Genomic DNA, 26,025 nt, shown 5'->3' with positions numbered 1-26,025 from the left:
CGTGGGTGTCCTCTCGGTTGTGCCGACACGCTCGTGCTCGGACGGTGTGCTCTACAGCACTCTATCCGGCATACGGGCATAAAACCACCGTAAATCTTGACCGAATATGCCCGAGTCCTTGCGGAGATGCCCGTTTGTGCGGTCTACTTGACGATGTGACCGGCGTCACCGGCGAGAATCGGAGGAGCTCCATGTCAACAGCAACCCAGGACACACCACCCCGTGCCGGGGCGCGGGTGCGCGTCCAGAAATTCGGCACCGCACTGTCCAACATGGTCATGCCCAATATCGGGGCGTTCATCGCGTGGGGTCTGATCACCGCGCTGTTCATCGAGCAGGGCTGGCTTCAGGGCATCTTCTCCGCTCTGAAGAACCCGGACGGATGGGTCGCCCACATCGGCGGATGGGGCTCCTACGACGGCGGCGGCATCGTCGGCCCGATGATCACCTACCTGCTGCCGATCCTGATCGGCTACACCGGCGGCCGGATGGTGCACGGCAACCGCGGCGCGGTCGTCGGCGCGATCGCGACGATCGGCGTGGTGACAGGTGCCGACGTGCCGATGTTCATGGGCGCCATGCTGATGGGTCCCCTCGGTGGCTGGTGCATGAAGAAGTTGGACGCCCTGTGGGAGGGCAAGGTCCGTCCTGGCTTCGAGATGCTGGTCGACAACTTCTCCGCAGGCATCCTCGGCATGCTGCTGGCGATCGTGGGCTTCTTCGGTGTCGGCCCGATCGTCTCGGCGTTCACCCGCGGCGCCGGCAACGCCGTGGACTTCCTCGTCTCCAACGACCTGCTGCCCCTGACCTCCTTGCTGATCGAGCCGGCGAAGGTGCTGTTCCTCAACAACGCCATCAACCACGGCGTGCTCACCCCGCTGGGCACCACGCAGGCCCTGGAAACCGGCAAGTCGATCCTGTTCCTGTTGGAGACAAACCCCGGCCCCGGGCTCGGTGTGCTGCTGGCGTTCATGTTCTTCGGCCGCGGAGCGGCGCGGGCCTCCGCGCCGGGCGCCGCGATCATCCAGTTCTTCGGCGGCATCCACGAGATCTACTTCCCCTATGTCCTGATGAAGCCCAAGCTGCTTGCCGCCACCATCCTCGGCGGTATGACAGGCGTGTTCATCAACGTGCTGTTCGGCTCCGGGCTGCGCGCTCCCGCCGCGCCGGGATCGATCATCGCGATCTACGCCCAGACGCCGGGCAACAGCTTCCTCGGGGTGACGCTGGCCGTACTGGGCGCCACCGCGGTGTCGTTCGCGGTCGCCGCGTTCCTGCTGAAGACCGACAAGGACATCGACGAGCCCGACCTGGCGGCTGCGACCGCCAGCATGGAGTCCATGAAGGGCAAGAAGTCCAGTGTCGCTTCGGCTCTCGTGGGCGGGGTCGCGACTGGTCCTGGTTCGGGGATGGGGCCCATCCACTCCATCGTGTTCGCCTGCGATGCCGGTATGGGCTCGTCGGCCATGGGTGCGTCGGTGTTGCGCAGAAAGATCCAGAGTGCTGGTTTCGGTGACGTGAAGGTGTCGAACTCGGCGATCTCCAACCTGACTGACACCTACGACCTCGTCGTGTCCCACCGCGACCTGACCGACCGCGCCCGCCAGCGCACGCCGTCGGCGCTGCACGTCTCTGTCGACGACTTCATGGGCAGCCCCCGCTACGACGAGATCGTCGGCACGCTCGCCGAGACCAACGGCGCAGCGGGCACCGACGCGACACCGGTACCCGACGAGCCCGCGCCGGCCACCGACGGCGACGTGCTGTCCGTGGACTCCATCGTGCTCGCTGGCACCGCGCGCAGCGCTGCCGACGCCATCGACGAAGCAGGCCGATTGCTGGTCGCCGCAGGCGCAGTCGAGCAGGCCTACGTCACCGCCATGCACGACCGGGAGAGTTCGATCTCGACCTACATGGGCAACGGTCTGGCGATCCCGCACGGCACCAACGAGGCGAAAGACGCGATCCGGCGCACCGGCTTGTCGTTCGTGCGCTACCCCGAGCCGATCGACTGGAACGGCAAGCCGGCCGAGTTCGTGGTCGGGATCGCCGGGGCCGGAAAGGATCACATGGCGCTGCTGACGAAGATCGCACAGGTGTTCCTCAAGGCCGACGACGTCGCCCGGCTGCGGCAGGCCACGACGGCCCAGGAGATCAAGACGATCCTCACCGCAGCCGACTAGCGTGACGTCGGTGGATTCCGACACCCGCCAGAGCAGGATCGTCGAGTTCGCCCGCACCCGTGGGCGAGTCGAGGTGGCATCGCTCGCGACAGAACTCGACGTCGCGAGCGAGACCATCCGCCGTGATCTGAAGGTGCTCGCCGGCCGCCGGCTGCTCAAGCGGGTGCACGGCGGCGCGGTGCCACTGGAGACGGCGTCCTTCGAGTCGGGTGTCGAGTACCGCAGCCAGGTCGATCTCGCGCAGAAGCATCGCATCGCGATCGCGGCCACCGAGCTGCTGCACGGCGCCGAAACCGTCTATCTGGACGAGGGATTCACGCCCCGGCTGATCGCCGAACGGTTGGCCGAGGAGGAGCTGACTGTCGTCACGTCGTCACTGCTGGCGGCCGAGGCACTGGCACACAGCCGCACCGTCACCGTGCTGCTCCTCGGCGGCCGCATGCGGGGGAGGACCCTGGCCACCGTCGATCACTGGGCCGTCGACATGCTCTCCGGGCTGGTGATCGACGTGGCCTTCCTCGGCACCAACGGAATTTCCCTCGAGCACGGGCTGACGACGCCCGATCCGGCGGTGGCCGCGGTCAAGAGCACCGCGGTACAGGTGGCGCGGCGACCCATCCTGGTGGCCGCGCACTCGAAATTCGGCGAGAGCAGCTTCTGTCGCTTCGCGAAGGTGTCCGACTTCGAATCGATCGTCAGTGGAGCCGAACTCGACACGTCGCTCGCCCGAAGGTACGAGGCCCTCGGCCCCGTCGTGGTCCGCGCCTAGTCACTCGCCGTCGTCGACGCGCTTCATCATTCGTCGTTGTCCACGACGGTGTAGAACGAGTCACCGTCTTCCGGGGTGCCGTCGATCTGGCCGAGCGTGCGGCGATCGGTCTGCACCTCGGGATCGGGCGGCGGCAGCACGTCGGGCTCTTCGGCGGCGAGCCGCTCGTCGAGGCTCTCGTCCTCCTCGGCGTCGATCCACTCATCCGGCGGATCGACGACGATGTCGCCGTCGTCGTTGCGCACCTCGTCGGAGTCCAGGGACTCACTCGGCCCGAGGGTGTTGTCGGGCCCTGAATCGTCGTAATCGCCGTTGGTATCCATGTCGTCAGCCATAGAACATCACGGAGTAATCGGCGGTCCACGCGCCCCCGGAACACTTGAGCGGCACGCCGTCGGGCGACTGCGCCACGCCGGTCGCAGCCCCGCACGGTGAGCGCAGCAGGCGCACGCCTTCCAGCGGCGGGAACGACACCCACATGCGCTTGGACCCGCACGCCAGCGTGTTGCCGCTGGCATCCAGGCCGAAGTTGTAGCGGGTGGCCTGGTTGCATTCGCCCCCGGCATGCACGCCGCGATCCACGTACGGGACGCATGAGGCGTCGTCGCAGGCGCCGGGCGACGCCGTGGCGGTTCCTACCCCGACGCCCAGGATCGGAGCGACGAGCAGACCACCGGCAAGAGCGAGCAGACCTTTCATGCCCTGCAGCCTAAGTGGTCGGCTCGTCCTCCCGAGCGGGCTTTGCCGGCATTGGCCCCAATTCAGTCTTGTCGGGGCGTCAGGGGCAGCTGACCTCGATCTCGAACGGCTTGGTGACCGGTTGCATCGGGTTGGCCATGTCAATGCCGGTGGCGTTGCCCGAGATCTTGTAGGTCTTGTCGTCCTTCTCGACCTTGGCCTCACCCTGGCCCGCAGCACTGGCGTAGCCCAGCGTCACGCCGTTCACGTTGCCCAGTGCGACCGAGACCACCGACGGACTGTCACCCGTGGTGACCACCGCACCGACACCGCCGGTCGGGTTACCGATCGCGATGTTGGTGTTGCCGCCCGCGTCGGTGCAGAGCACGTTGCCCTGGATCTCCTGGTCCTTGCCGTCGATGGTGACGGTGGACTTCCCTTCGGCCGCCGCGGCGGACGAGGTCTCTCCTGATGTCTCGGACTTCTTCTCGGAGGAACAGCCTGACAGGCCGGCGATGAGGATCGCTGCGCCGCCGACGGCGACCAGGAATTCACGCTTCATCACGGTTCTCCTTCATATCGTGCGATCCGCCGGTGGATCGCCGCGGTCAGTATGGGTGGCGGGCCGGGCCGGGTGAGCAATATGACGAAAATGTGACACAGCCGGGAGCCAGCCGATACCCAGACTCGGCCCTCGTGGCCCCGATTTCCGGCAGTGGAAGAATCGACGCTCGTGCCGCCCCCCACCCTCTCCGATCCGTTCTTCAGCGTCGACGCGGAGTTGCCGGGGCGTCCGGGCCGGGCCGGCGTGATCCGTACTCCGCACGGCGAGATCCGCACTCCGGCGTTCATCGCCGTCGGCACCCAGGCCACCGTCAAGGCCGTGCTCCCAGAGGCCATGAAAAGTCTTGGTGCGCAGGCGATCCTGGCCAATGCGTACCACCTCTACCTGCAGCCCGGCGCGGACATCGTGGACGAGGCCGGCGGCTTGGGCGCCTTCATGAACTGGCCGGGTCCCACGTTCACCGACAGCGGCGGCTTCCAGGTGATGTCGCTGGGTGTGGGGTTCAAGAAAGTGCTGGCGATGGACACCACGCGGGTGCAGACCGACGACGTCATCGCCGAGGGTAAACAGCGGCTCGCCCACGTCGACGACGACGGCGTGACGTTCCGCTCGCATCTCAACGGCTCGACGCACCGCTTCACCCCGGAGGTGTCGATCGGTATCCAGCATCAGCTCGGCGCCGACATCATCTTCGCGTTCGACGAGCTGACCACGCTGGTGAACACCCGCGGCTACCAGGAGCAGTCGGTGCAGCGCACGCACCGGTGGGCGCAGCGGTGCCTGGCCGAGCATCGCCGGTTGACGGAGGTGCGCGCCCACAAACCGCCGCAGGCTCTGTTCGGTGTGGTCCAAGGCGCCCAGTACGAGGACCTGCGCCGGCAGGCCGCGCGCGGGCTGACCGAGATCGTCGACGACGACGGCGTCGGTTTCGCCGGGTACGGGATCGGCGGCGCGCTGGAGAAGCAGAATCTCGCCACCATCGTCGGCTGGGTCACCAGCGAGCTGCCCGATGACAAGCCGCGACATCTGCTCGGCATCAGTGAGCCCGACGACCTGTTCGCCGCGGTGGAGGCCGGCGCGGACACGTTCGACTGTGTCTCGCCCTCGCGGGTGGCACGCAACGCCGCGATCTACTCGGCGGACGGCCGCTACAACATCACCGGGTCGCGCTACCGGCGTGACTTCACGCCGCTGGACGCCGAGTGCGACTGCTACACCTGCGCGCACTACACGCGGGCCTACCTCCACCACCTGTTCAAGGCCAAGGAGATCCTCGCCTCCACGCTCGCGACGATCCACAACGAGCGCTTCGTGGTCCGGTTGGTCGACGACATCCGCGCGGCCATCATCGAGGGTCGGTTCGACGAGCTGCGCAAGCACGTTCTGGGTCGGTACTACGCGGCGCGCGCACAATAGGGCATGACTGCAGGGAGGACGGAAGAGACGCCTGACGTCCTGCTGCGCGAGCTCCTCGACCCGGCCCACCGTGCCGATCCGTATCCGCTCTACGCGGGCCTGCGCGCTCACGGCCCCCTGCTGCTACCCGACCACAATCTCGCGGTGTTCTCGTCGTACGCCGATTGTGACGAGGTGCTGCGTCACCCCGCGGCGTGCAGCGATCGGCTGAAGTCCACGGTGGCGCAGCGTGCGATAGCCGACGGCGCACCGGCGCGCCCCCTGGGACCGCCCGGCTTCCTGTTCCTCGATCCGCCCGACCACACCCGGCTGCGCCGATTGGTGAGCAAGGCCTTCGTCCCGAAGGTGGTGCGCGAGCTGGAACCCGCCATCACACGCATGGTGGACGATCTGCTCGACGAGGTGACGAGCCCGTTCGACGCGGTCGCCGGGCTGGCCCGCCCGTTGCCGGTCGCGGTGATCTGCCGTCTGCTCGGGGTGCCGGTCGAGGACGAGCCCCAGTTCCGCGCCGCCTCCGCGCTGGCGGCTCAGTCTCTCGATCCGTTCCTGCCGATCACCGGGGCCGCCGGTGACAACATCGAGGAACGTCTGAGGGCGGCTCGCTGGCTCCGGGAGTACCTGCGCGGCCTGATCGCCGACCGGCGGCGCGAACCGGGTGAGGACCTGATGTCGGCTCTGGTCGCGGTCGAAGAGTCCGGTGACGTGCTCACCGAGGACGAGATCGTCGCGACGTGCCATCTGCTGCTGGTCGCCGGGCACGAGACGACGGTGAACCTGATCGCCAACGCGACGCTGGCGCTGCTGTGCCACCCCGGCCAGTGGGCGGCGCTGGCCCGGGATCCGGGCCGAGCCGCCACGGTGATCGAGGAGACGCTGCGGTACGACCCGCCGGTGCAGCTGATCGGTCGGGTCGCGGGGGAGGAAATGGTCATCGGGGATGCAACCGGCGGGCAGGAGCGAAGCGACAGGGGGAATGTTCGAGTTCCCAAGGGCGACAACATGCTGCTCTTGTTGGCCGCCGCGCACCGTGATCCGGCGGCGACGGAGCGGCCGGACGATTTCGATCCGGACCGCCCGCTGATCCGTCACCTCGGATTCGGCAAGGGCCCGCATTTCTGCATCGGGGCTCCGCTCGCGCGCCTCGAGGCCACCGTGGCGCTGACCGCGCTGACCAACCGCTTCCCCGATGCACGGCTGGCCGCCCAGCCGGTCTACAAACCGAACGTCACGCTGCGCGGCATGGAGGAGCTGTCGATCATATTGTGACGCAAGCTAACTCAGCGCCGCAATGACCTCACCGGCGGCGCGCTCGCCGGCTTCGACCGCCCCCTCCATGTAGGCGCTCCAGTGCGTCGCGGTGTCGGTGGAGGCCCAGTGGATGACGCCGATCGGCTCGGCGAGCGCGGGACCGTAGGTGGTCCACACGAGTGGACCGCAGTTGGCGTTGTAGCAGCCGCGCGTCCACTGTCGGCTGCCCCATTCGCCGTCGATGTAGAACTCGGGATGCGCTGCCCGGTCCCCGTAGTGACGGACCAGTTCCGCGGTGAGCGCTGCCCGCCGGTCCTCCTCGGACCAGTGCAGGTGCGTGCGTGCCTGCTCGCCCTCGAGGAACAGCAGGATCACCCCGCGGTCGTCGCCGGGGATGCAGGTGTCGTTCGACATCCGCGCGGGTCCGACGTCGGAGATCAGCTGGCCGTTCTGGCCGTCGGCACGCCAGAACGGCTCGTCGTAGACGAAAAACGCTTTCATGGCAGCCGAATTCGGCATGCGCTGGGTGAGCTGGTCGCGATAGCCCGACAGCGGCGGGTCGTAGGAGATGCGGCCGGCCAGCATCGGCGAGATCGCCACGATCACCCGGCGTGCTCGGGCGGTCCGGCCGCCGCGGCAGTGCACAGTGACACTGTCGGTGGTGTGCTCGACCAGCTGCACCGGCGCCTCGAGCACCAGGTGGCTTTCGACCAACGCGGCCAATCGATTCGGGATCTCGGCCGTACCGCCGACGAATCGGGTCGTCTGCGCCCCACCCTCGGATTCGGCGAACAGCTCGGCGGTGACACCGCACGTCTGGATCGTGAACAGCAGGTGCAGGAACGACACCTCGACCGTCGGCACCGCGAGGATTCCCACCGTGCAGATCTCGAGCAGCGTGCGTGCCACCGGGGAGAGTCCCTGACCGTCGTACCAGGCGCCCGCGGTGATCGCGTCCCACTCCGCGGCATGCGGCGCCGTCCACGGCGCCTCCGGGGGAACATCGGCGGCCAGCTCGTCGAGCAGGCGCAGCACCTTTTCCAGCTCGGCGAGCTCACCGCCGAACCTGCGATGGAACTCGCTCTCGCGCAACACACCTGAGCCTGCCAGCTCGTAGGACGTCTCGCCCTCGTCGTACTGCTCGTAGGTCTGCACCCCGAGTTCGGCGGCCAGCGCGAACATCCGGTGGTGGGTGTCGCCGATCCACTGGGCGCCCAGTTCCACCGGCAAGCCGGGCGCCACCTCCTCGGTGAGGACGCGGCCACCCACGCGTTCGTCGGCCTCCAGGATCACCGGAGTCAGGCCCGCGGCGAGAACGGTGCGGGCCGCGATCAACCCGGAGATACCCGCGCCGACGATGGCGACGTCCGCCTCGAGTGCTGCCATGCCGACAGCTTCTCACGACGGCCTAGAGCGGGTTGAGAATTCGCTGCAGGAACTGCCGGGTGCGCTCGTGCTGCGGATCGCCGATCACCGAGGCCGGCGGACCCTGCTCGAGGATGACCCCGGAATCGGTGAACAGAACCTGATCGGAAACGGCACGGGCGAACTGGATCTCGTGAGTCACGATCACCAGAGTCCAGCCCTCGACGGCCAGATCGCGGATGACCGCCAGCACCTCACCGACCAGTTCGGGGTCCAACGCGGAGGTGGGTTCGTCGAACAGCACCACCTTGGGCTTGAGCGCCAGCGCCCGGGCGATCCCGACCCGCTGCTGCTGCCCGCCGGAGAGCTGAAACGGATACTGGTCGCGTTTGTCGGCCAGCCCCACCTGCTCGAGGAGCGTCACCGCCTCGGCCCGGGCCTCATCACGCGGACGCTTCTGCGCGACGATCGGCCCCTCGGTGACGTTGTCCAGCACCGTCTTGTGCGGAAACAGGTTGTGCGACTGGAACACGAAGCCGCTCTGCGACCGGTACTCCCGGAGCAGGCTCTTCGCGACGGGCGCACTGAAATCGACCTCGACGTCGCCGACCCGGATCACGCCTGCGTCGGGCGCGTCGAGTGCGTTGAGTGCGCGCAGCAGCGTGGTCTTGCCCGACCCGGAGGGGCCGATGATCGTCGTCGCCGAGCCGCGGGGCACGGTGAACGACACGTCCTTGAGCACGTCCAGCGGGCCGAAGGACTTCCGCACGCCCGTGGCGACGATCCGGTCTTCGCTCATCTCGCCACGTACCTCTCCAGTCGATGCTCGATTCTGGCCTGGCCGAAGGACAGCACCAGACAGATCACCCAGTAGTAGACGGCGGCGGTGCCGTACAGCGCGAAGAACTCGAACGTCGGCGCGGCGATGATCTGGGCCTGCCGCAGGAGTTCGGTGACCAGGATGGTCGACGCCAGCGACGTGTCCTTCACGAGCGAGATCAAGGTGTTCGACAGCGGCGGTACCGCGACGCGCGCGGCCTGGGGCAGGACGATCCGGCGCAGGGTGCCGGTGTAGTCCAGCCCGATGGTCTGTGCCGCCTCCCACTGGCCCTTCGGAATGCTCTGGATCGCCGACCGGATGATCTCGGCCGCGTAACCACCGACGTTGAGCGAGAACGCGATCACCGCGGCGGGGAACGGATCGATCTTGATGCCGAACTGCGGGAGGGCGAAGAACACGATGAACAACTGCACCAGGAGCGGGGTTCCGCGGATCACCGAGATGTAGAACCGGGCCACGTTGCTGGCCACGACATTCGACGACAGGCGCGCCAGGGCCACGGCAAGCGCGATCACCAATCCCAGCGCGAAACTGATCACGGTCAGCGGGATCGTCATGGTCAACGCCGCTTTGGCCAGCGGCCACAGATTGTCGGCGATCAACGTCCATGTCGAACGCGGTGCGGGCGTCGCGGCGTCAGGTGCGCCCGAGGCGTTGGCGTTCAGATACTTCTGCGAGATCTGGGCCAGCGTGCCGTCGGCGCGCAGCTGGTCGAGTGCGCCGTTGAGTTCGGGCAGCATGCCGCTGTCTTTGCGCGCCGCGAACCCCTGCTCGCTCTTCTCGCCTGCGGGACCGGCGATCTTGACCGCCGTGTCCTTGGTCTCAGCGAGATAGGCGTACACGGAGATGCTGTCGTTGATGACGACGTCCACCCGGCCCTGGCTGAGCAGTGCCATCGCCTGGGTGAAGCCCTCGACCGTCTCGATGCGTGCGCCCGCCTTGCGGGCCAGATCCGCCCAGTTGCTGGTGGCGCTCGTGGCCGCGACCTTGCCCTTGATGTCGGCCAGAGTCTTGATCGAGGTGTTGTCGGCACGGGTGACGATCACTCCTTCACCCACCGAATACGGCTGAGAGAGATCGTATTTGGCGTCCCGCTCGGGGGTGATCGTGACCTCGTTGGCGACCACGTCGAACCGGTTGGCCTCCAACGCGGCGAACATCGAATCCCACGGCGTCTCGACGAACTCGACCGTCACGCCGATCTTGTCGGCGACCGCCCGCGCCACGTCGACGTCGTAGCCCACCAGTGCCCCGCTGGCGTCGTGGTAGGAGAACGGCGCGTAGACGCCCTCGGTGCCGACCCGCAGCACGCCCGAGGACTTGATCGGGGTATCGCTGTCGGTGGCCGGTCCGCCGCACGCGGCGAGCAGCAGCGCCACGAGGAGGAGGACCGCCGGTAACGCACGGCGCAGTCGGTGCATCGGGCGCACGCTAGCAACACCGCCCGTCGACCGAAAGGGTTCTGCTCACCCGGGCAGATAAACCCACGGTGAGCGAGGCAGACGCGCCGGATCGAACTCGTCGAGCATGCCGGCCACGGTCGTCGACGTGAAACCGAGAGAATCGCCGATCAGGGACAGCGTCTGCGCGACCCCGATCTCGGCGAGGGTGACCGCGCCGTCGCGCTTGGCCAACCGGGCGCCGTCGGCGTTCAGGACGAGGGGGACGTGGGCGTAGACCGGTTCTTCGTGGCCGAGCAGCCGTGCGAGGTAGGCCTGTCGGGGCGAGGAGGAGAGCAGGTCGTCTCCGCGGACCACCTGGTCGATCCCGGCTTCGGCATCGTCGACCACCACCGCGAGGTTGTAGGCGGGCACCCCGTCGCCGCGGCGGACGACGAAGTCGTCGACCAGGCCCGTGTAGTCGCCGTGCAGCACGTCGTGCACCGTCGCCGTGGTCGTGTCGGTGCGCAGCCGCAGCGCCGGGGGCCGTCCGGTGTCGGTTCGTCGCCGCGCCCGCTCGGCGTCGGTCAGGTCGCGGCACGTGCCCGGGTACGCCCCTTCAGGGGCGTGTGGAGCGCGCGGCGCCTGTGCGATATCCCTACGGCTGCAATAACACTCGTAGAGCAGGCCGCGGCGGTCCAGATCCTCGACGACCGCGTCGTAGCGTTGCGGGTGGTTGGTCTGCCTGGTGGCCGGACCGTCCCAGTCGATGCCGAGGGCGGCCAGGTCGGCGAGCTGACGCTCGGCGATGTCGGTGTGGGTGCGCTCGTCGAGGTCCTCGACCCGCATCAGGAACCGGCGGCCGGTAGAGCGGGCGAAGAGCCAGGCCAGCACGGCCGTGCGCAGGTTGCCCAGGTGCAGGTCGGCCGACGGGCTCGGGGCGAACCTGCCGGCGCCGGTCGAACGGGTCACCGGTTCACTGTGTCAGACGGCGCGCCGGTCCTGGCTCTGCAGTGCGACCGATGCCGCCGCCACCGCGGGTGCGACGCCGACGCCGCGCCCTTGCGCGGTGACCGCGAGGCGCGTGCGATCCCCGCGGAACAGGTCGCGGGAGAACTCGCACGGGGTGTCGTGCTGGTCGTAGGTGATCCGGGTGATGAGCAGCAGCGCGGAGTTCGCTTTGATGCCCAGCAGCGTGGCCTCTTCGGCGGTCGCGTTGACCGCCTCGATGCGCTCGTCGGCGCGGGCGGCGACCAGACCGTAGCGGCTTTCCAGGATCTCGTAGAGCGAGCCGCCGAGTTGCTGTTCGAGCAGGCCGGGAAACGCGTCGGCGGGAAACTGCGCCAATTCCAGGGAGATCGGCGACCCGTCGGCCAGACGCACGCGTTGGATCTCGATGACGAAGTCATCGGCGGCGAGGCCCAGCGCTTTCTGGGCGGCGGAATCGGGCGTGCAGATCTTCGTGGACAGGACCCTGGTGCCTGCGACGTAGCCCTGGCTGGCCAGGAACGCGGGGACGCCGACGACGTCGCCGAGGCTGCGCTGCACCTGGGCGTGGCTGATGAAGATCCCTCCGGCCCGCCCGATAACCCGGTCGATGAGGCCGGCCTCCTCGAGGGCGGCGAGGACCTGGCGCAGGCTGGACCGGCTGGTGCGGTACCGCTCGGCGAGCTCACGCTCGCTGCCGAGCTTGGTGCCGGGTACGCCCGCGTTGATGTCGGCCACGATGCGGCGCCGCAGATCCTCGGTATGCGTGGCCACCACCGTGCCCCTCCCGCCTGAATTTGGTCTGACCAAATCAGGATACGTGCTCTCTAGAGGTCGGCGAGCGCCTCTGCCGATTCGGGCAGTATCTGGCCACCGTCGACGACGAGTGTCTGGCCGGTGATGTAGACGGCCTCGTCGGTGGCGAAGAAAAGTGCGGCGTTGCCGATGTCGGCGACCGTGCCGAGTGTGCCGGTCGGGATGGCGGCCTTCATCTGGTTCATGTACTGCTCGCCCATCTCGACGAGGCCCTCGGTCAGGATGTTGCCCGGCAGGACCGCGTTGACCGTGATCTTCTTGCGTGCCAACTCGATCGCGGCGGTGCGCAGGAACCCGAGCTGCGCGGCCTTGCTCGCGCCGTAGTGCGACCAGCCGGGAAAGCCGGTGATGGGCCCGGTGATCGACGAGGTCAGGATGATGCGGCCGTGGCCGCTGGCGGTCAGCGGCTCCAGCGCCGCTTGCACGATGTAGAAGGTGCCCTTGACGTTGGTGTCGAGCACCTGGTCGAGGTCCTCGGGCGTCATCTCGCTCAGCGACGCCGACGGGAAGATCCCGGCGTTGGCGCACACGATGTCGAGGCCGCCGTGGCGTTCGACGGCGGCAGCCACCGCCGCGCGACAATCCTCGGGGCTCGTCACGTCGGCCGTCACGCCGCTCACCGAACCAGGGAGATCGGCGAGATCGGTGACGGTGCGCTCGATGTCGGCCTGGGTGCGGGCGGTGAGCACGACGTTGACGCCGGCCCGGGCGAAGACCTCGACGATCCCGCGGCCGATGCCCTTGCTACCGCCGGTCACGATGGCCGTGCGGCCCTGCAGGGAGGTGAACATGGACAACCTTTCGAGTGTCAGGTCAGCGAGTGACCATCGGAGGACAGGTACTTCTCGGCGAGCGTGCAGCTGCCCGCGGCGTAGGTCACGGAAATCGCCTGTGATTCCCGGGAATGGCTGTGCGTGCCCATCCAGGCGAGCAGGAGCAGACGGCGCAGCAGGACGAACGAGGCGAGCATGTCCTCATCGGCGGCAGTCATCTCGCGGCGGGTGCGGTAGCCGCCGACCCAGGCGTCCTGCCAGTCCGGGACCGAGGGATGGTCCTCGAAGAACGACACCGCGGTGCCGAAGTCGTAGAAGTACCAGCCGAATCCGCAGTCATCGAAGTCGATCACCGTGATCGTTTCGCCGTCGACGAGCAGATTGGCCAGCCTCAGATCGGCATGCACCAATCCGAAGGTGTCAGTCGCCGTACCGTATTCGGTGAGGCGGCGGCCGAGGAGCTGCTCGGCTCGCGTCAGCACCTCGGCCTCGTGCGCGCCGACTCCGATCGCGTCGCGCCATTGACCCCAGCGAGGTGAAGCACCCAGGCTGTGTTCCCAGTCCCAGGCGAAGCGGCTGAACGCCGCCGGACGCTGCCAGCTGCGAGCATGGTCGTGCAATGCGGCGGTGATGCGACCCAGGGTGTGGAAATCGGTTCTGGTGAGCGCGTTCTCGTCGGGTTCGGCGCCGGCCACCATCTCGAAGTGCACGACGTGCCGCTGCGCGCCGTCGTGCTCGACGGTGACCACCCGGCGCCCGTCCCGGGCCGGTACCACCATCGGCACCGTGACGTCGCTGTCGCGGCGCAGCGCGTCCAGCCACATCAGCTCCGACTCGATCTGATCGGCGCGGTGGTAGTTCTTGCGGTGCACCCGCAGGATCGACCGATGCCCGCAGCCCGGCTCCTCGACAGCGAAGGTGGCGTTTTCCGAGAGGTTCAGCAGCCGCAACGCCGAACCCTGCGGCAGGTCGAAATCCTCGAGTGCCTTCTGCGCGACGACCTCATCATCTCCGAGGTCATCACCGGATCCGCTCAATGGTCCCGCCCCTCGATCCCCTGAAGCACGGTCGTGATCGCTTCGCGGGCAGTGACCACATCGGCCGTGCTGCCGCTGATGTAGAGGCGACCCGCAGCTCCGATCATCTGCACGTCCACCAGAGTCAGTCCGGGCGCGGCGCGCTCGGCTTCGTTGGCGGCCACCGCGGCGAACAGCGCGGGCGTCATCTCGTAGACGAGCAACGACTGCCCCGGCAGCACCATCGAGGCCTGACGGTTGCGGTTGAGGATCACCGCGTGCTGATCGGTGATGTCGTCGATCACGTCGTGGTAGAGCACCCGCGGGCGCAGCTGATCAGACGCCGAGCTCTTGGTGCCACTCAGGATCGCCTCGCCGGCACGGCGCACGTCGGCGAGATCGCTCGAGTGGATCTCGAGGACACCGAACTGGCGCTCCACGTAGAGGATTCCGGGCTGGATACCGGGCACCTCGCGCAACGCCAGATCGATGACCCGCTCGATCGCCAGCGCAGGTGACACCTCGACGATGAGCGCGTGCTCACCGGCATACGGCGGATATCCCCTGGCGCGGGTCGGTGTCCCGAGATAGGCGGCGAACTGCTGCTGCAGGTCTTCCACAAGCAGGTAGACGCGGATGTCGGTCCGGGTCGGTGCGTCGGTGGCGGCCATCGGGTGAGGTTACTGCGAGGCGACGGAGAAGTGCGCGCCGAGCTCGTTGTGCGGGCGCGGGATCACGTGCACGCTGATGAGCTCGCCCACCTGGGAAGCGGCTTCGGCACCGGCCTCGGTCGCGGCCTTGACCGCACCCACCTCGCCGGTGACGATCACGGCCACGAGGCCGTCGCCGACCTGTTGGCGATCGGTGATGGTCACGTTGGCGGCCTTGACCATCGCGTCCGCCGCGGCGAGCGCCGCGACGAAGCCCTTGGTCTCGATCATGCCGATCGCGTTGCTGGCCATGGTTTCTCCTTTTGTGTGGGTGTTGTGACGGGTGTACGGGTTGTGACGGGGTGGCTATTCGTTGGCGTCGATGGAGCCGATGATGAGTGCGTCGACGGGCGGCGGGGTGCCGGTGAACCAGCTCGCCGCGACGGAACCCTGGGTGATGAGGACGTGTTCGCCGACGCCACTGCCCAGCACGTCGAATGCGATCATTCGCGACCCGGAGTCGTCGACCTCGACTTCGAGAAAGGCGCCGGCGGGCAGACCGTCGATGCGTCGGGTCGACCAGACCTGACCGGTGACCGTGCCACGGATCATGTTCGCTCCTTGTGGATCGTCACGCCCAGCGCACGGGCGCGTTCGCGGGCCAGCGGGGTGAGTACGGCGCGGGGGCCGAGGACGAGGGAAGATCCGGACGCGGCGATGTCGGCGATCTGCCGCTCGGTGACCGCGCCCCGGTCGACGCGTCTGCTGCCGCCGGCGCCGCCACGTTGCGTGCCTGCCAGCCGGAAAGACAGTCGGCCGTGCTTGAGGTCGGCTCGGGTCTTGGGATTTTCGAACAGCCGCAACAGATTCCGTACGAACGCGTCGAGGTCCCGGTCGGTCGCGATCCGAACGGTGTCGGTTCGCGACCGCTCGTCGGCAGCCAGCGGTCCGGTGGCCACGGGACCGCTCTGTGCGGGCGCGGCGGGTGCCGGTGCTGAGGGTTGCGGGGCCGGCCGCGTCGCCGGCGCGCTGGTGAGGTCGCCGATCGACTCTCTGATCACCTCGCGCACCATCTGGCGCAGCGCATCGCGGTCGATGCTCACCGCACGCTCCGGGCCAGGGCCTCTTCGGCCGCCGCGGCGGCCTGACGGATGTCGGACTCACTGCCGGACAGGTAGACCCGTCCCGTGGCACCGATCATGCGGAAATCGATGACCTTGATGTCGGCGGCCTTCTCGGCCTCGTTGGTGGCGAGGATCGCGTACGAGGCGGGCGCGATCTCGAGCACGTAGAGGGTCTCCCCGGCCAGCACCATGGACCCGATCTTGTTGCGGTTGATCAGGAATGCGTGCTGGGAGTCGATGCTCGAGATGATGCGCGACGCCAGGATCTGCGGTGGCTTGACGTCAGCCGCTGCATCGCCGTCCCGATTGAGCTCGGCCAGTGCGGCGTCGGCCGCGGACTGCACCGCATCAGTGTCACCGTGGAACTCCAGGTACCCGAACTGACGCTCGACGACGAGCACACCGGCCTGAACCTCTGCGTGCTTGAGGGCGACGTCGGTGATGCCCTCGATGTCCAGACCCGGTGCCACTTCGATGATCTGAGCCGCCACGCCGGCGCGCGGCAGGGCGCCCTTGATCCAGGTGCCCAGATACGACATCGTCTGCGGCTGGAGCCGATCGATGAAGATGAACGAACGCAGTTCAGCCACGGGTCACCTCTTGATCAGTTGGGCGAGTTCTTCGGCCACCATCGCGCGCAGCTCGGCGCGCAGTGCCTCGATGCCCGGGTCGGCGGCGCGGCGGGACGGGGTCGGGCGGCTCGGCGCGGGAGCGGGTGCAGCGCCGGACGCGTCGTTGGACGCACGTGGATAGGCGGGCACCGGCTCAGTGGGGGAGCGCCACGGCGAGAGACCCGCGAAGCTGGGCATCGCCACGCCGGCGTCGGCGTTGTAGGCGATCCGCGTCCAGTTCATCAGGTTCTCGGGTTGCAGATTCTCGCCGATGGAGCTGCGCCCGACGAATCCGGTGCCAATGGTCATCGACGGCGCGAGGTTGGTCTCCAAACCGGAGCTACCGGTGCTGTTCCCGACGTTGACCGACACCCGCAGCACAGGCACCGATGCGGCGAACTCGGTGATGACAGAGGCGCTTTCGCTGTGGATGGCGGCCGAGTGTCCGGCACCGGCGATGCGCACCACCGCGCGCGCGGCGCGGATACCGCGCTGGGCGTCGGCGACCGTGGTCATGCCGAGTACAGGGCTGAGCTTCTCGTGGGTGAGCACCTCCTCACCGATGAGGTCGGTGAACGGGGCGATCAGCACCTTCGTCTTGGGGGTGACGCGCAGCCCGATGCGCTCGGCGATCCATGCCGCATCGCGGCCGACCACCTCGGTGTTCAAGGTGCCCTCTCCGAACATGTACTCCCGCAGGCGTTGGGTGGCGTCAGCATCCAGAACGTGGGCCCCGTGGCGGGTGAGTGCCGAGGTGAGCTTGCCGGCGATCGACTCCTCGGCGATCAACACGGATTCGTTGGTGCACAGCACCGAGTTGTCGAACGCCTTGCTTTCGACGATGCGCCGAGCGGCGGCGTCGATGTCGGCCGTGGCGTCGACGAACACCGGAACGTTGCCCGGGCCGACGCCCAGCGCAGGATTGCCCGAGGAGTAGGCCGCCCGCACGACGCCTGTGCCGCCGGTGGCGACGATGACATCGGTGCGCTCGTCGATCATCATCGCCTCGATCAGCGGCAGCGTCGGCTCGTCGATCACCTGGACGATTCCGTCGGGGGCACCGGCGGCGACGGCGGCCTCAGCCAGGAGCCGGGCCGCGTCGGCCGAGCATTGCCGAGCCCGCGGATGCGGCGCGACCACCACCGCGTTGCGCGTCATCAGAGCCAGGATCGCCTTGAAGTACACCGTCGCAACGGGATTGGTGGTCGGGCACAACGCCAGCACGATGCCGGCCGGGCGGGGGATCTCCACGATCTTGCGGGCGGTGTCGATACGCGGGGTCACGTAGTCCTGATCGCGATAGAACTCGACGATTCCGCGTGAGCAGGCGCGGTTCTTGACGATCTTGTGCTCGACGACGCCCATCTGGGTCTCGGCGACCGCGGCGGCGGCAAAGCGTTCTGCGTTGCGGTGCCCGGCGTCGGCGACCGCGTCGACGATGCGTGCCACCGACGCCTGGTCGTACTCGGCGTACGCGGCCGCGGCGAAGCGCGCCCGTTCCAGAAGTTGACCCGCCTGCGCTACCGATATCACGGCTTCCTCCGTCCGGTCGCGGCCAGCTTCGCGCGCCCGACGGCGACCTCGACGCGGTCGAGCACGTCCTCACACAGGTCACGGTTGAGCAGCAGGCCCGGTTTGAATTGCAGGACACGGGGATCGAGGGTGGAGAAGATCGCCCACACGCCGCCCCGGTACAGCTCGCGCATGACGAACTTCGCACCCTCCGGGTGGTCGAACTCCAGACCGATCACCACACCGTTCTGCCGGATGCCGACGAACCACTCCGGATGGTCGGCCTGGATGCGGGCCAGACCGCGCGCAAAGATGTCGGCGATGTAATGCACCGATGAGCGGACTTCGGGACGGCTCGTGATCTCGAGAGTCTTGAGAGCGGCCACGCAGCCCAGTTCGGCGCCGCCGAAGGTGGAGATGTGGCCGAAGCCGTCCTGATCGAGCCATTGCGCGGCACGATCGCTCAGCAGTGCGGCGGTGATCGGATACATGCCGCCCGAGAGGCCCTTGCCCGTCACCATGATGTCGGGTTCGATGCCGTGCTTGGTGATCGCCCACATCTCACCGGTGCGCATCAGCCCGGTCTGCACCTCGTCGGCGATGTAGAGCGCGTCGTAGCGCACGCACAGGTCCTTGACCGCTTCCAGATATCCGATGGGGGGCAACGGGAATCCGTATGTGGCGGGGATGGTCTCCATGATCACCGCGGCGACGTCGCGGCCGCGCAGCGCCTGCTCCATCGCGTCGGTGTCACCGAAGGGCACCTGGACGAATTCGTCGGGCCGGTCGGCGAGGAAGAGTTTGGCGAATCTGTCGTCGCCGGTGGCGACCGCCAGTCCGGTGTGGCCGTGGTAGGCCTTGACGATCGAGACGATCTTGCGGCGCTGCATGGCGTGGCGTGCGCTCTTGAGCGCGATGTCGATGGCCTCTCCGCCGCCGGAACCGAACGCGACCTTGGTCAGCGACGCCGGTGCCGACTCGATCAGCTTCTGCGCCAAAGCCGTTCGCGCGACGGAGGGGAAGTGGTGGTTGCCGACGTCGAAGTACTGCATGCCTTCGGAAAGCGCTGCGACCAGTTCGGGATTGCGGTGGCCGAGGTTGTAGGTGCCGCCGTTGAGATGCATGTCGATCAGGCGGCGACCGCTCATGTCCCACAGGAAGTAGTCCTGCCTGCGGTCGATCACGAGGTCGACACCGGAATCGGTCCAGAACTGGGTCTTGTCCGGGTTCCAGTACTCCTTGGCGCGTTCGAGCACCTGTGCCTTGGATTCGAACGAGAACGTGCCGTAGTCGTACACGAAACTCCCTGTCGTCAGGTCGCGAGGGTTGACCAAAAGTTAAACGGTAGGACCATTTATGTCAACAGGGACCGTTTGGGGTTGCGCGGTTGATTTGGTAGTGCCAATATGACTGCGAATATGCCCTGTGGTCTAGGCCACACAGACTGCCCATGATGGGTCTCTCCTTCGCCTGGAAGGTGTTCGTCTTATGACAGAAGATGTCGTTCCCCGCCAAACATCGAACGATTCGGTGCAGCGGCTCAAGCGCAACGCCGTGGGCACCTTCGGGGTGATCTTCATGGCAGTGGCGACAGCGGCCCCGATCACCGCGATGGTCGGCAACGTGCCGATCGCCGTCGGTTTCGGCAACGGCGCCCACGCCCCGGCCGGCTATCTCGTGGCGACGATCGTGCTGGGCCTCTTCGCGATCGGATACGCGACGATGGCCAAGCACATCACCTCCACGGGTGCGTTCTACGGCTACATCTCCCACGGCCTCGGCCGTGTCATCGGGATGGCGAGCGGCCTGATCATCACGATGGCCTACGTCGTGTTCGAGGGCTCGCTGATCGGCATCTTCGCGTTCTTCTTCCAGAACCTGTTCGAGAGTCAGTTCGGTATCGGGGTCCACTGGTTGATCCCGGCGCTCCTGATGCTCGCGCTCAACTGCATCCTCACCTACTTCGACGTGAACCTCACCGCCAAGGTGCTGGGCGTGTTCCTGATCACCGAGATCGTGATGCTCTCGCTCGGTGCCATCGCCGTCGCGGTCAAGGGTGGCGGCCCGGATGGTTTCGCCGTCGGTCAGATCCTCAACCCGGTCGGTGCTTTCCAGCCTGCCGCCATTGCCGGCGCCAGCGCCGGTCTCGGCCTGTTCTTCGCGTTCTGGTCGTGGGTGGGCTTCGAATCCACCGCGATGTACGGCGAGGAGTCCAAGGACCCGAAGAAGATCATCCCGCGCGCCACGATGATCGCGGTGCTCGGCGTCGGCATCTTCTACATCTTCGTGTCCTGGATGGCGATCGCCGGCACCGGCCCGCAGAAGTCCATCGAGCTGGCTCAGTCGGCCGACACCTCGTCGGAGATCTTCTTCGGTCCCGTCCGCAGCACCTACGGCGAGTGGGCCATCACTCTGTTCAACATCCTGCTGGTGACCGGATCGTTCGCGTGCGGCATGGCATTCCACAACTGCGCCTCGCGTTACCTCTACGCGATGGGCCGCGAGGGCCTGCATGCCGGCCTGCAGAAAACGCTCGGCGCCACGCACCCGCACCACGGCTCGCCGCACATCGCCTCGTTCGTGCAGACGGGGATCACGCTGGTGATCATCCTGGCCTTCTTCTTCGCCGGTATGGACCCCTACGTGCACATGTACACGCTGCTGGCGATCCTGGGCACCATGGCGATCCTGATCGTGCAGGCGCTGTGCGCATTCTCCGTCGTCTCGTATTTCCACTTCCACAAGAACCATCCGTCCAGTGCGCACTGGTTCAAGACGTTCCTGGCGCCTCTGCTCGGCGGTATCGGGATGCTCTACGTGGTGTACCTGCTGTGGGAACACAAAGATGCAGCCGCAGGCGCTGCGTCGGGCACACTGCTGTTCCAGCTGACACCATGGATCGTGGTCGGCCTGTTCGTGCTCGGTGCGGCGATGGCGCTGTACTTCAAATTCGCGGACAAGGACCGGTACGAACTGATCGGTCGGATCGTGTACGAGGACAACGAAGTTCGCGACTAGATTCGCGCAGAGGAGACCGGCGAGGAGGCTTCGGTGGCAGACGAGTTGGGCCGGTTCCGGGTACTGAACGCAAAGCCCGTCAATCTCGACGGGTTCAGCGTCCCGGACGCCCGGCTCGGTCTGGCCGCGATGAGCAGCCCCCATGACCCCTCCCCGTCCCTGACCATTCGGGACGGGGAGGTCGCCGAGCTCGATGGCAAAGGCGCCAGCGAGTTCGACGTGATCGACGAGTTCATCGCCCGCTACGGCATCGACCTTTCGGTCGCGCACGAGGCGATGGCGCTCGACGATGTGACGCTGGCCCGGATGGCGGTGGACATCAACGTCCCCCGCGCCGAGGTGGTGCGGCTGATCGGCGGCACCACCCCGGCCAAGCTCGCGCGCGTCATCGCGCTGATGTCCCCGGTCGAGATGCAGATGGCCATGGCCAAGATGCGCGCCCGTCGGACTCCGAGCAATCAGGCGCACGTGACCAACCAGCTCGACGACCCGCTGTTGATCGCCGCCGACGCCGCCAGCGCCGTCGCCTACGGTTTTCGGGAAGTCGAGACCACGGTCCCGGTGCTCGGCGATGCGCCCTCGAATGCGGTTGCGCTGCTGATCGGTTCGCAGGTCGGCACGCCGGGGGCAATGGCGCAGTGCTCGATCGAAGAGGCGTTGGAACTGCGGCTGGGCCTGCGCGGGCTGACCAGCTACGCCGAGACCATCTCGATCTACGGCACCGAGCAGGTCTTCGTCGACGGTGACGACACCCCGTTCAGCAAGGCGATCCTCACGTCGGCGTACGCATCGCGCGGCTTGAAGATGCGCGTCACCAGCGGCGGCGGCGCAGAGGTCCTGATGGGCGCGGCAGAGCAGTGCTCGATCCTCTACCTGGAATCGCGCTGCGTCTCCCTCGCCCGAGCGCTCGGTTCCCAGGGTGTGCAGAACGGCGGCATCGACGGTGTCGGTGTGGTCGCGTCCGTGCCCGAGGGCATGAAGGAACTGCTCGCCGAGAACCTGATGGTGATGATGCGGGACCTGGAGTCGTGCGCGGGCAACGACAACCTGATCTCCGAGTCGGACATCCGCCGCAGCGCGCACACGCTGCCGGTGCTGCTCGCCGGCGCCGATTTCATCTTCTCGGGGTTCGGGTCGATTCCGCGCTACGACAATGCTTTTGCGCTGTCGAACTTCAACTCCGACGACATGGACGACTTCCTGGTGCTCCAGCGTGACTGGGGCGCCGACGGCGGGTTGCGCACCGTCGCACCCGAGCGTCTCGAGGCGGTGCGCCGTCGGGCGGCCAAGGCCGTGCAGGCCGTCTACCGGGACCTCGGCCTGGCCGACTACGACGACGCGCGCGTCGACCAGGTGGTGGCGGCCAACGGGTCCCGCGACCTGCCCCCCGGGCATCCCAAGATGGTGGCCGAGGCCGCGGCGTCGATCGAGGCCAGGCAGCTCACCGTTTTCGACGTCATCGCCTCGCTGCATCGCACCGGCTTCAGCGACGAGGCCGAGGCCATCACCACCCTCACCCGAGAGCGCCTCAAGGGTGACCAACTGCAGACCTCGGCGATCTTCGACGAGCAGTTCTGTGTGCTGTCCAAGCTGACCGATCCGAACGACTACACCGGCCCGGCAACGGGTTACGCGCTCACCGAGGCGCGGCGCGCCGAGATCGACGCGATCCGGCAGGCCCGCACCAGCGCAGAGCTGACCGCCGACCAGGAAGAGCACCGCGGCCACGTCACCGTCGTCGACGTCGAACCCGCCCGCCAGGGCAGCGATCCGCGCGAGGTGTGCATCGGCCTGTCCCCGGCCTGGGGCCACAGTGTGTGGCTGAGCCTGTGCGGGTTGACGATCGGTGAGGTGCTTCGGCAGTTGTCGGCGGGGCTGGAAGAGGAAGGCTGTGTGGCGCGCACCGTGCAGATTCGCTCCACCATCGACGTCGGCCTGATCGGCCTGACCGCGGCCCGGCTCTCCGGTTCCGGAATCGGAATCGGTTTGCAGGGCAAGGGAACAGCGCTGATCCACCGCCGCGACCTTGCGCCGCTGGCGAACCTGGAACTGTTCAGCGTAGCGCCGCTGCTGACCGCCAAGATGTACCGGGAACTGGGCCGCAACGCCGCCAGGCACGCGAAAGGCATGGCGCCCGTGCCGATCTTCACCGGCGGCACCGACGAATCCATCTCCGCGCGCTATCACGCCCGGGCGGTGGCGTTGGTGGCGCTGGAACGTGAGGCATGCGAGCCGGGGGTAGCCCCCGTCACGGTGAAGGTGGACCGGCCATGAGCGAAATCACCGTCGAGAACGCTGTCGATGGCAAGCTGGGTCTGGGCGATCTGCGGATGGACCCTGCGGCGTTGGCTCACCAGGCCGCCGTGGCCGAACGGGGCGGCAACCCACAGCTCGCCGAGAACTTCCTGCGGGCAGCGGAATTGGCGACGATCGATGACGAGGACGTGATGGCGCTCTACGAGGCGCTGCGTCCGCACCGCTCGACGGCCGACGAGCTTGACCAACTGTGCGCGTCCCTGATCGAGCGGGGAGCGCCGCGGTGCGCCGCGCTCGTCGAACAGGCCGCCGCCGCCTACGCTCGCCGCGGCCTGCTGCGTTGACCCGCACGGTCGCCGGGATCGACATCGGCAACCACACCACCGAGATCGTGCTGGCACGGGTGGACAGCGGCGCCGAGGGTCGTGTCACCACACTCGCGCACGGCCAGGCTCCCACCCGCGGTCGCAAGGGCAGCCACGATTCGCTGCAGGGCGCCGCCGCCCTGCTGCACAAACTCGAGGTGGACGCCGGCGTCAGCGCCGACGAACTGCTGCTCTCCGCGCTGCGCCCGGTCGACACCGCGACCGCGCCGATCCCGCCGGCCTACTCACCGGCCGCACCGGTGCGCAGCCTGCGCCGCCCGGACGCCAGCACCCCTGCCGGCGCGGGACATGCGGTGGGGCACCATGTTCGGCTGACCGACCTGGGTTCCGAACCGGTGCCACGACCGGTGATCGTGTCAGTCGACGCGGTCACCGATTTCGAGGTGGCCGCGCGGGAGATCGGCGCGGGGGTGGCTCGCGGCTGGCGCATCGTCGGGGTGGTGGCCGCACAGGACGACGCCGTGCTCATCCGCAACCGAATCCCGGTCGCCGTGCCGGTCGTCGACGAGTGCGAGCTCGACGGACTGGCACCCGGTGCGCTGATCGCGGTCGAGGTGGTCGAACAGGGACGTGCCTACCGGGCGATGGCCGACCCGATCGCGCTTTCGGCGGCGTTGGGATTGGACGTGGAGTGTCTGCCCGATGTCGCCGAGTTCTGTCGGGAGCTGGCCGATGCGGCGGCGATCGCCGTCACCGCGCGCACCGAACCACCGACCCCGCCCGCCGAAGACGATGACTACGTGGAGATCCGTGTCGACGGGGGAGTGGTGCGGTACACGCCCGCGGAGGCGCATGCGGTGCTGCGTCGCTCGGTGCCTGGCTCGGTGAAAAAGGTTCGGCTGCAGTCTGTTCCGTCAACCGCACGCGGGCTGGCCGTACACGATGCGTTCTTCACCGACCTGGCGACGATCGACAACGGGGCGTGGCTGCGGCGCGGCGTCGTCGACGCCCACGGGACCGTCGTCGCGTTGCTGGCTGCCGAGGAAGCGGCCGACGCCGCCGCTCACCTGAGCGAGCTGACCGGCCGTCCTGCCCAGACGTTGGCCTCGGAGCCCGAGGCGGCGGCGTGGGGGGCACGCACCACGCCGGGCTTCCCGCCGGAGGCGATGGTGTGCGATATCGGCGGCGGCACAGTCGATCTCATCGGCGCCGGCTCGACCGTGGTGGCCGCGGGTGCGGGAGAGTCGATCACCGTGGCGATTGCTGCGGTGCTCGGTATCCCGCAGGCACTCGCCGAATCGGTCAAACGCACCCCCGCGGTGCGAGTCGAAGGTCCGCACGTCGCACACGAGGAGGACGGCAGGCGGGTGTTCCTCGACGCCCCCGCATCCTCGGACGCGATCGGTCGGTTGTGCACGAGGGGCAGTGCGGGCCTGGTGCCGTTCTCGAATCGCCTGGCCGCAGAGGAATGGCGCAGCCTGAGGCTCGCGGTCAAGCAGGAGACCGTCGCGGCCAACATCGCGCGGTGCCTGACCGCGTTCGACGAGCCGCCGCGCGCGCTGGTGCTGGCCGGGGGCGGTGCGCTCGACGACGAGTTGATGCGCACGGTCGCCGAGGCGCTGCGACCCGGCCGGGTCGTGGTGGGCCGAGCACACATCGACGGTGTGCACGGTCCGCGCTTCGCCGTCGCCCGCGGCCTGGTCGCCCTCTACGCCGACCAGACGCGAACTCGCGCGAATCGCCGCTGAAACTCGCGAGTTTGCGTCTGCTCGTCGGTGATCAGCGCCGCGCAGGAAGCGGCAGTCCTGCGATCGCGTGGGCGATGTGGCCGCGCCAGTGTGCGGGGTCGATGCGGTGGACCGCGTCACCGTCGAAGGCGCTGGAGATCACCACATCCGGAGTGATCTCGACGAGAACGCGAAGGCTCTCGGCGATCGTGGCAGCATCGGCGGGCGTGTGGAAGCTGTCGATGTAGCCGCCGCGCCATTCACCGTCGATGTGGAACAGCGTGTCGCCGGTGAAGAGGTAGCGGCCCTCGGCGCCGCGAACCAGATAGCAGACGCTGCCCGGCGAATGGCCCGGGGTGGGGATGATCTCGATGCCGTTGGCGTCGGTGTAGCGGCCTGTCACCGGCACGTCGACATGGTGGTGCCTGGTGATCTGAGCGAGATCGCCGGCCGGCGCGTGCAGTGTGGACCCGAACCGCTCGGCGATGCGGGCGAGCATCGGGCCGGCCTCGTCCCGGTGGCTGAGGTAGTGGTGGCGCACGCCGCCAAGTGCGTCGAGTCCGTCGAAGTCGGCGTCGGTCGCCGGTGAGTAGAACAGGATGTTGGCCGGTGTCCACAGATAGGCGTGGGTGGTCAGCCCGGGAAACGGTGAGTCGGTGCGGGTTTCGTAGAGATCGTTGAGTACCTGATGCATGCTCTCAGGCTGCAACCTCAACACCCATTGAGGTCAAGTACTCCTGGCGAGCAGACGCGAACTAGCGTGAA

At 67.8% G+C, this 26,025-nt stretch carries 26 protein-coding genes; 8 read left to right on the top strand and 18 right to left on the bottom strand.

All coding sequences use genetic code 11. From position 1 onward, the window contains the following. Positions 1 to 191 precede the first annotated feature (191 nt). Positions 192 to 2,183 carry a PTS mannitol transporter subunit IICBA gene (locus ACZY1G_RS14705; protein WP_463812589.1) on the top strand — a complete coding sequence of 664 codons (1,992 nt, stop codon included), beginning with the start codon at positions 192 to 194 and terminating at the stop codon, positions 2,181 to 2,183. Between the two features lie 10 nt (positions 2,184 to 2,193). Further along, positions 2,194 to 2,952, top strand: coding sequence for a DeoR/GlpR family DNA-binding transcription regulator (locus ACZY1G_RS14700; RefSeq protein WP_463812588.1), 759 nt, complete (start codon positions 2,194 to 2,196; stop codon positions 2,950 to 2,952). Positions 2,953 to 2,978: 26 nt separating this feature from the next. Here the strand turns inward: ACZY1G_RS14700 and ACZY1G_RS14695 are convergent, their stop codons facing one another. The 3 genes from ACZY1G_RS14695 to ACZY1G_RS14685 all read right to left on the bottom strand — a co-directional run bounded on the left by ACZY1G_RS14695 (position 2,979) and on the right by ACZY1G_RS14685 (position 4,192). Then, positions 2,979 to 3,287 (bottom strand): hypothetical protein, encoded by a 309-nt coding sequence (locus ACZY1G_RS14695; RefSeq protein WP_463812587.1) that lies wholly within the window; start codon positions 3,285 to 3,287, stop codon positions 2,979 to 2,981. After that, on the bottom strand, positions 3,280 to 3,651 hold the full coding sequence (locus ACZY1G_RS14690; RefSeq protein WP_463812586.1) for a hypothetical protein: 372 nt from the start codon (positions 3,649 to 3,651) through the stop codon (positions 3,280 to 3,282). Before ACZY1G_RS14690 ends, ACZY1G_RS14695 begins: the two co-directional genes overlap by 8 nt. 79 nt (positions 3,652 to 3,730) lie before the next feature. Further along, positions 3,731 to 4,192 carry a lipoprotein LpqH gene (locus ACZY1G_RS14685; RefSeq protein ID WP_463812585.1) on the bottom strand — a complete coding sequence of 154 codons (462 nt, stop codon included), beginning with the start codon at positions 4,190 to 4,192 and terminating at the stop codon, positions 3,731 to 3,733. Between the two features lie 171 nt (positions 4,193 to 4,363). Here ACZY1G_RS14685 and tgt point away from each other — a divergent pair, with 171 nt between their 5' ends. Both tgt and ACZY1G_RS14675 read left to right on the top strand, forming a co-directional pair. Beyond that, entirely contained in the window at positions 4,364 to 5,611 is a 1,248-nt protein-coding gene (gene tgt, locus ACZY1G_RS14680; RefSeq protein ID WP_463822791.1) for a tRNA guanosine(34) transglycosylase Tgt, read from the top strand. Between the two features lie 3 nt (positions 5,612 to 5,614). After that, the gene (locus tag ACZY1G_RS14675) at positions 5,615 to 6,877 is read left to right on the top strand and encodes a cytochrome P450 (RefSeq protein WP_463822790.1); all 1,263 of its coding nucleotides are present in this window, start codon (positions 5,615 to 5,617) and stop codon (positions 6,875 to 6,877) included. Between the two features lie 6 nt (positions 6,878 to 6,883). On the opposite strand, the gene ACZY1G_RS14670 is transcribed toward ACZY1G_RS14675, so the two are convergent. Genes ACZY1G_RS14670 through ACZY1G_RS14605 form a run of 14 tightly spaced genes read right to left on the bottom strand, consistent with a single transcriptional unit; the run spans position 6,884 to position 19,231 of the window. Continuing rightward, on the bottom strand, positions 6,884 to 8,245 hold the full coding sequence (locus tag ACZY1G_RS14670) for a flavin monoamine oxidase family protein (RefSeq protein ID WP_463822789.1): 1,362 nt from the start codon (positions 8,243 to 8,245) through the stop codon (positions 6,884 to 6,886). A gap of 22 nt (positions 8,246 to 8,267) precedes the next feature. Next, positions 8,268 to 9,023: an amino acid ABC transporter ATP-binding protein gene (locus ACZY1G_RS14665; protein WP_463812581.1), complete on the bottom strand. Its 756-nt coding sequence runs from the start codon at positions 9,021 to 9,023 to the stop codon at positions 8,268 to 8,270. Then, positions 9,020 to 10,486, bottom strand: a complete 1,467-nt coding sequence (locus ACZY1G_RS14660; protein ID WP_463812580.1) for an ABC transporter permease subunit — start codon at positions 10,484 to 10,486, stop codon at positions 9,020 to 9,022. Before ACZY1G_RS14660 ends, ACZY1G_RS14665 begins: the two co-directional genes overlap by 4 nt. Positions 10,487 to 10,531: 45 nt before the next feature. Further along, the gene (gene gluQRS, locus ACZY1G_RS14655) at positions 10,532 to 11,416 is read right to left on the bottom strand and encodes a tRNA glutamyl-Q(34) synthetase GluQRS (protein WP_463822788.1); all 885 of its coding nucleotides are present in this window, start codon (positions 11,414 to 11,416) and stop codon (positions 10,532 to 10,534) included. A gap of 12 nt (positions 11,417 to 11,428) precedes the next feature. Beyond that, positions 11,429 to 12,205 carry a GntR family transcriptional regulator gene (locus ACZY1G_RS14650; protein ID WP_463814753.1) on the bottom strand — a complete coding sequence of 259 codons (777 nt, stop codon included), beginning with the start codon at positions 12,203 to 12,205 and terminating at the stop codon, positions 11,429 to 11,431. Positions 12,206 to 12,258: 53 nt separating this feature from the next. After that, positions 12,259 to 13,038 carry a 3-oxoacyl-ACP reductase FabG gene (gene fabG, locus ACZY1G_RS14645; RefSeq protein ID WP_463822787.1) on the bottom strand — a complete coding sequence of 260 codons (780 nt, stop codon included), beginning with the start codon at positions 13,036 to 13,038 and terminating at the stop codon, positions 12,259 to 12,261. 17 nt (positions 13,039 to 13,055) lie between these two features. Beyond that, entirely contained in the window at positions 13,056 to 14,057 is a 1,002-nt protein-coding gene (locus ACZY1G_RS14640) for a phosphotransferase enzyme family protein (protein WP_463812577.1), read from the bottom strand. After that, positions 14,054 to 14,707, bottom strand: a complete 654-nt coding sequence (locus ACZY1G_RS14635) for a microcompartment protein (RefSeq protein WP_463822786.1) — start codon at positions 14,705 to 14,707, stop codon at positions 14,054 to 14,056. The genes ACZY1G_RS14640 and ACZY1G_RS14635 overlap by 4 nt, the downstream gene beginning before the upstream one ends. A 9-nt stretch (positions 14,708 to 14,716) precedes the next feature. Beyond that, on the bottom strand, positions 14,717 to 14,998 hold the full coding sequence (locus tag ACZY1G_RS14630) for a BMC domain-containing protein (RefSeq protein ID WP_463812575.1): 282 nt from the start codon (positions 14,996 to 14,998) through the stop codon (positions 14,717 to 14,719). Between the two features lie 54 nt (positions 14,999 to 15,052). Then, the gene (locus tag ACZY1G_RS14625; RefSeq protein WP_463822785.1) at positions 15,053 to 15,298 is read right to left on the bottom strand and encodes a EutN/CcmL family microcompartment protein; all 246 of its coding nucleotides are present in this window, start codon (positions 15,296 to 15,298) and stop codon (positions 15,053 to 15,055) included. After that, the gene (locus tag ACZY1G_RS14620; protein ID WP_463822784.1) at positions 15,295 to 15,789 is read right to left on the bottom strand and encodes a hypothetical protein; all 495 of its coding nucleotides are present in this window, start codon (positions 15,787 to 15,789) and stop codon (positions 15,295 to 15,297) included. The genes ACZY1G_RS14625 and ACZY1G_RS14620 overlap by 4 nt, the downstream gene beginning before the upstream one ends. Continuing rightward, entirely contained in the window at positions 15,786 to 16,400 is a 615-nt protein-coding gene (locus ACZY1G_RS14615; RefSeq protein WP_463812573.1) for a BMC domain-containing protein, read from the bottom strand. Before ACZY1G_RS14615 ends, ACZY1G_RS14620 begins: the two co-directional genes overlap by 4 nt. A gap of 3 nt (positions 16,401 to 16,403) precedes the next feature. After that, entirely contained in the window at positions 16,404 to 17,954 is a 1,551-nt protein-coding gene (locus ACZY1G_RS14610) for an aldehyde dehydrogenase family protein (RefSeq protein WP_463822783.1), read from the bottom strand. Beyond that, complete coding sequence (locus ACZY1G_RS14605; protein WP_463814752.1) at positions 17,951 to 19,231, bottom strand: class-III pyridoxal-phosphate-dependent aminotransferase; 1,281 nt, start codon at positions 19,229 to 19,231, stop codon at positions 17,951 to 17,953. Before ACZY1G_RS14605 ends, ACZY1G_RS14610 begins: the two co-directional genes overlap by 4 nt. 190 nt (positions 19,232 to 19,421) lie before the next feature. Here ACZY1G_RS14605 and ACZY1G_RS14600 point away from each other — a divergent pair, with 190 nt between their 5' ends. Genes ACZY1G_RS14600 through ACZY1G_RS14585 form a run of 4 tightly spaced genes read left to right on the top strand, consistent with a single transcriptional unit; the run spans position 19,422 to position 25,281 of the window. Next, positions 19,422 to 20,951 (top strand): APC family permease, encoded by a 1,530-nt coding sequence (locus tag ACZY1G_RS14600; protein ID WP_463812571.1) that lies wholly within the window; start codon positions 19,422 to 19,424, stop codon positions 20,949 to 20,951. A gap of 33 nt (positions 20,952 to 20,984) precedes the next feature. Then, complete coding sequence (locus tag ACZY1G_RS14595) at positions 20,985 to 23,225, top strand: propanediol/glycerol family dehydratase large subunit (protein ID WP_463822782.1); 2,241 nt, start codon at positions 20,985 to 20,987, stop codon at positions 23,223 to 23,225. Continuing rightward, a complete protein-coding gene (locus ACZY1G_RS14590; protein ID WP_463822781.1) occupies positions 23,222 to 23,551 on the top strand; it encodes a diol dehydratase small subunit in 330 nt (109 codons plus the stop codon). The genes ACZY1G_RS14595 and ACZY1G_RS14590 overlap by 4 nt, the downstream gene beginning before the upstream one ends. Further along, positions 23,548 to 25,281 (top strand): diol dehydratase reactivase ATPase-like domain-containing protein, encoded by a 1,734-nt coding sequence (locus ACZY1G_RS14585; RefSeq protein ID WP_463822780.1) that lies wholly within the window; start codon positions 23,548 to 23,550, stop codon positions 25,279 to 25,281. Before ACZY1G_RS14590 ends, ACZY1G_RS14585 begins: the two co-directional genes overlap by 4 nt. Positions 25,282 to 25,312: 31 nt before the next feature. Here the strand turns inward: ACZY1G_RS14585 and ACZY1G_RS14580 are convergent, their stop codons facing one another. Next, a complete protein-coding gene (locus ACZY1G_RS14580) occupies positions 25,313 to 25,954 on the bottom strand; it encodes an MBL fold metallo-hydrolase (protein WP_463812567.1) in 642 nt (213 codons plus the stop codon). Positions 25,955 to 26,025: the final 71 nt, after the last annotated feature.

The sequence above is a fragment of the Mycobacterium sp. IDUB_5 genome (assembly GCF_055419565.1).
The sequence above is the reverse complement of the archived record's forward strand: the minus strand, read 5'-3'. Positions and strand labels throughout refer to the sequence as shown.

Coding starts and splice junctions, on each gene's coding strand:
- ACZY1G_RS14695 (WP_463812587.1), bottom strand. CDS start 3,287: ATGGCTGACGACATGGATACCAACGGCGATTACGACGATTCAGGGCCC.
- ACZY1G_RS14630 (WP_463812575.1), bottom strand. CDS start 14,998: ATGGCCAGCAACGCGATCGGCATGATCGAGACCAAGGGCTTCGTCGCG.
- ACZY1G_RS14690 (WP_463812586.1), bottom strand. CDS start 3,651: ATGAAAGGTCTGCTCGCTCTTGCCGGTGGTCTGCTCGTCGCTCCGATC.
- fabG (WP_463822787.1), bottom strand. CDS start 13,038: ATGTTCACCTCCCTGCAGGGCCGCACGGCCATCGTGACCGGCGGTAGC.
- ACZY1G_RS14635 (WP_463822786.1), bottom strand. CDS start 14,707: ATGGCCGCCACCGACGCACCGACCCGGACCGACATCCGCGTCTACCTG.
- ACZY1G_RS14670 (WP_463822789.1), bottom strand. CDS start 8,245: ATGGCAGCACTCGAGGCGGACGTCGCCATCGTCGGCGCGGGTATCTCC.
- ACZY1G_RS14675 (WP_463822790.1), top strand. CDS start 5,615: ATGACTGCAGGGAGGACGGAAGAGACGCCTGACGTCCTGCTGCGCGAG.
- ACZY1G_RS14660 (WP_463812580.1), bottom strand. CDS start 10,486: ATGCACCGACTGCGCCGTGCGTTACCGGCGGTCCTCCTCCTCGTGGCG.
- ACZY1G_RS14580 (WP_463812567.1), bottom strand. CDS start 25,954: ATGCATCAGGTACTCAACGATCTCTACGAAACCCGCACCGACTCACCG.
- ACZY1G_RS14600 (WP_463812571.1), top strand. CDS start 19,422: ATGACAGAAGATGTCGTTCCCCGCCAAACATCGAACGATTCGGTGCAG.
- ACZY1G_RS14590 (WP_463822781.1), top strand. CDS start 23,222: ATGAGCGAAATCACCGTCGAGAACGCTGTCGATGGCAAGCTGGGTCTG.
- ACZY1G_RS14705 (WP_463812589.1), top strand. CDS start 192: ATGTCAACAGCAACCCAGGACACACCACCCCGTGCCGGGGCGCGGGTG.
- ACZY1G_RS14685 (WP_463812585.1), bottom strand. CDS start 4,192: ATGAAGCGTGAATTCCTGGTCGCCGTCGGCGGCGCAGCGATCCTCATC.
- ACZY1G_RS14665 (WP_463812581.1), bottom strand. CDS start 9,023: ATGAGCGAAGACCGGATCGTCGCCACGGGCGTGCGGAAGTCCTTCGGC.
- ACZY1G_RS14625 (WP_463822785.1), bottom strand. CDS start 15,298: ATGATCCGTGGCACGGTCACCGGTCAGGTCTGGTCGACCCGACGCATC.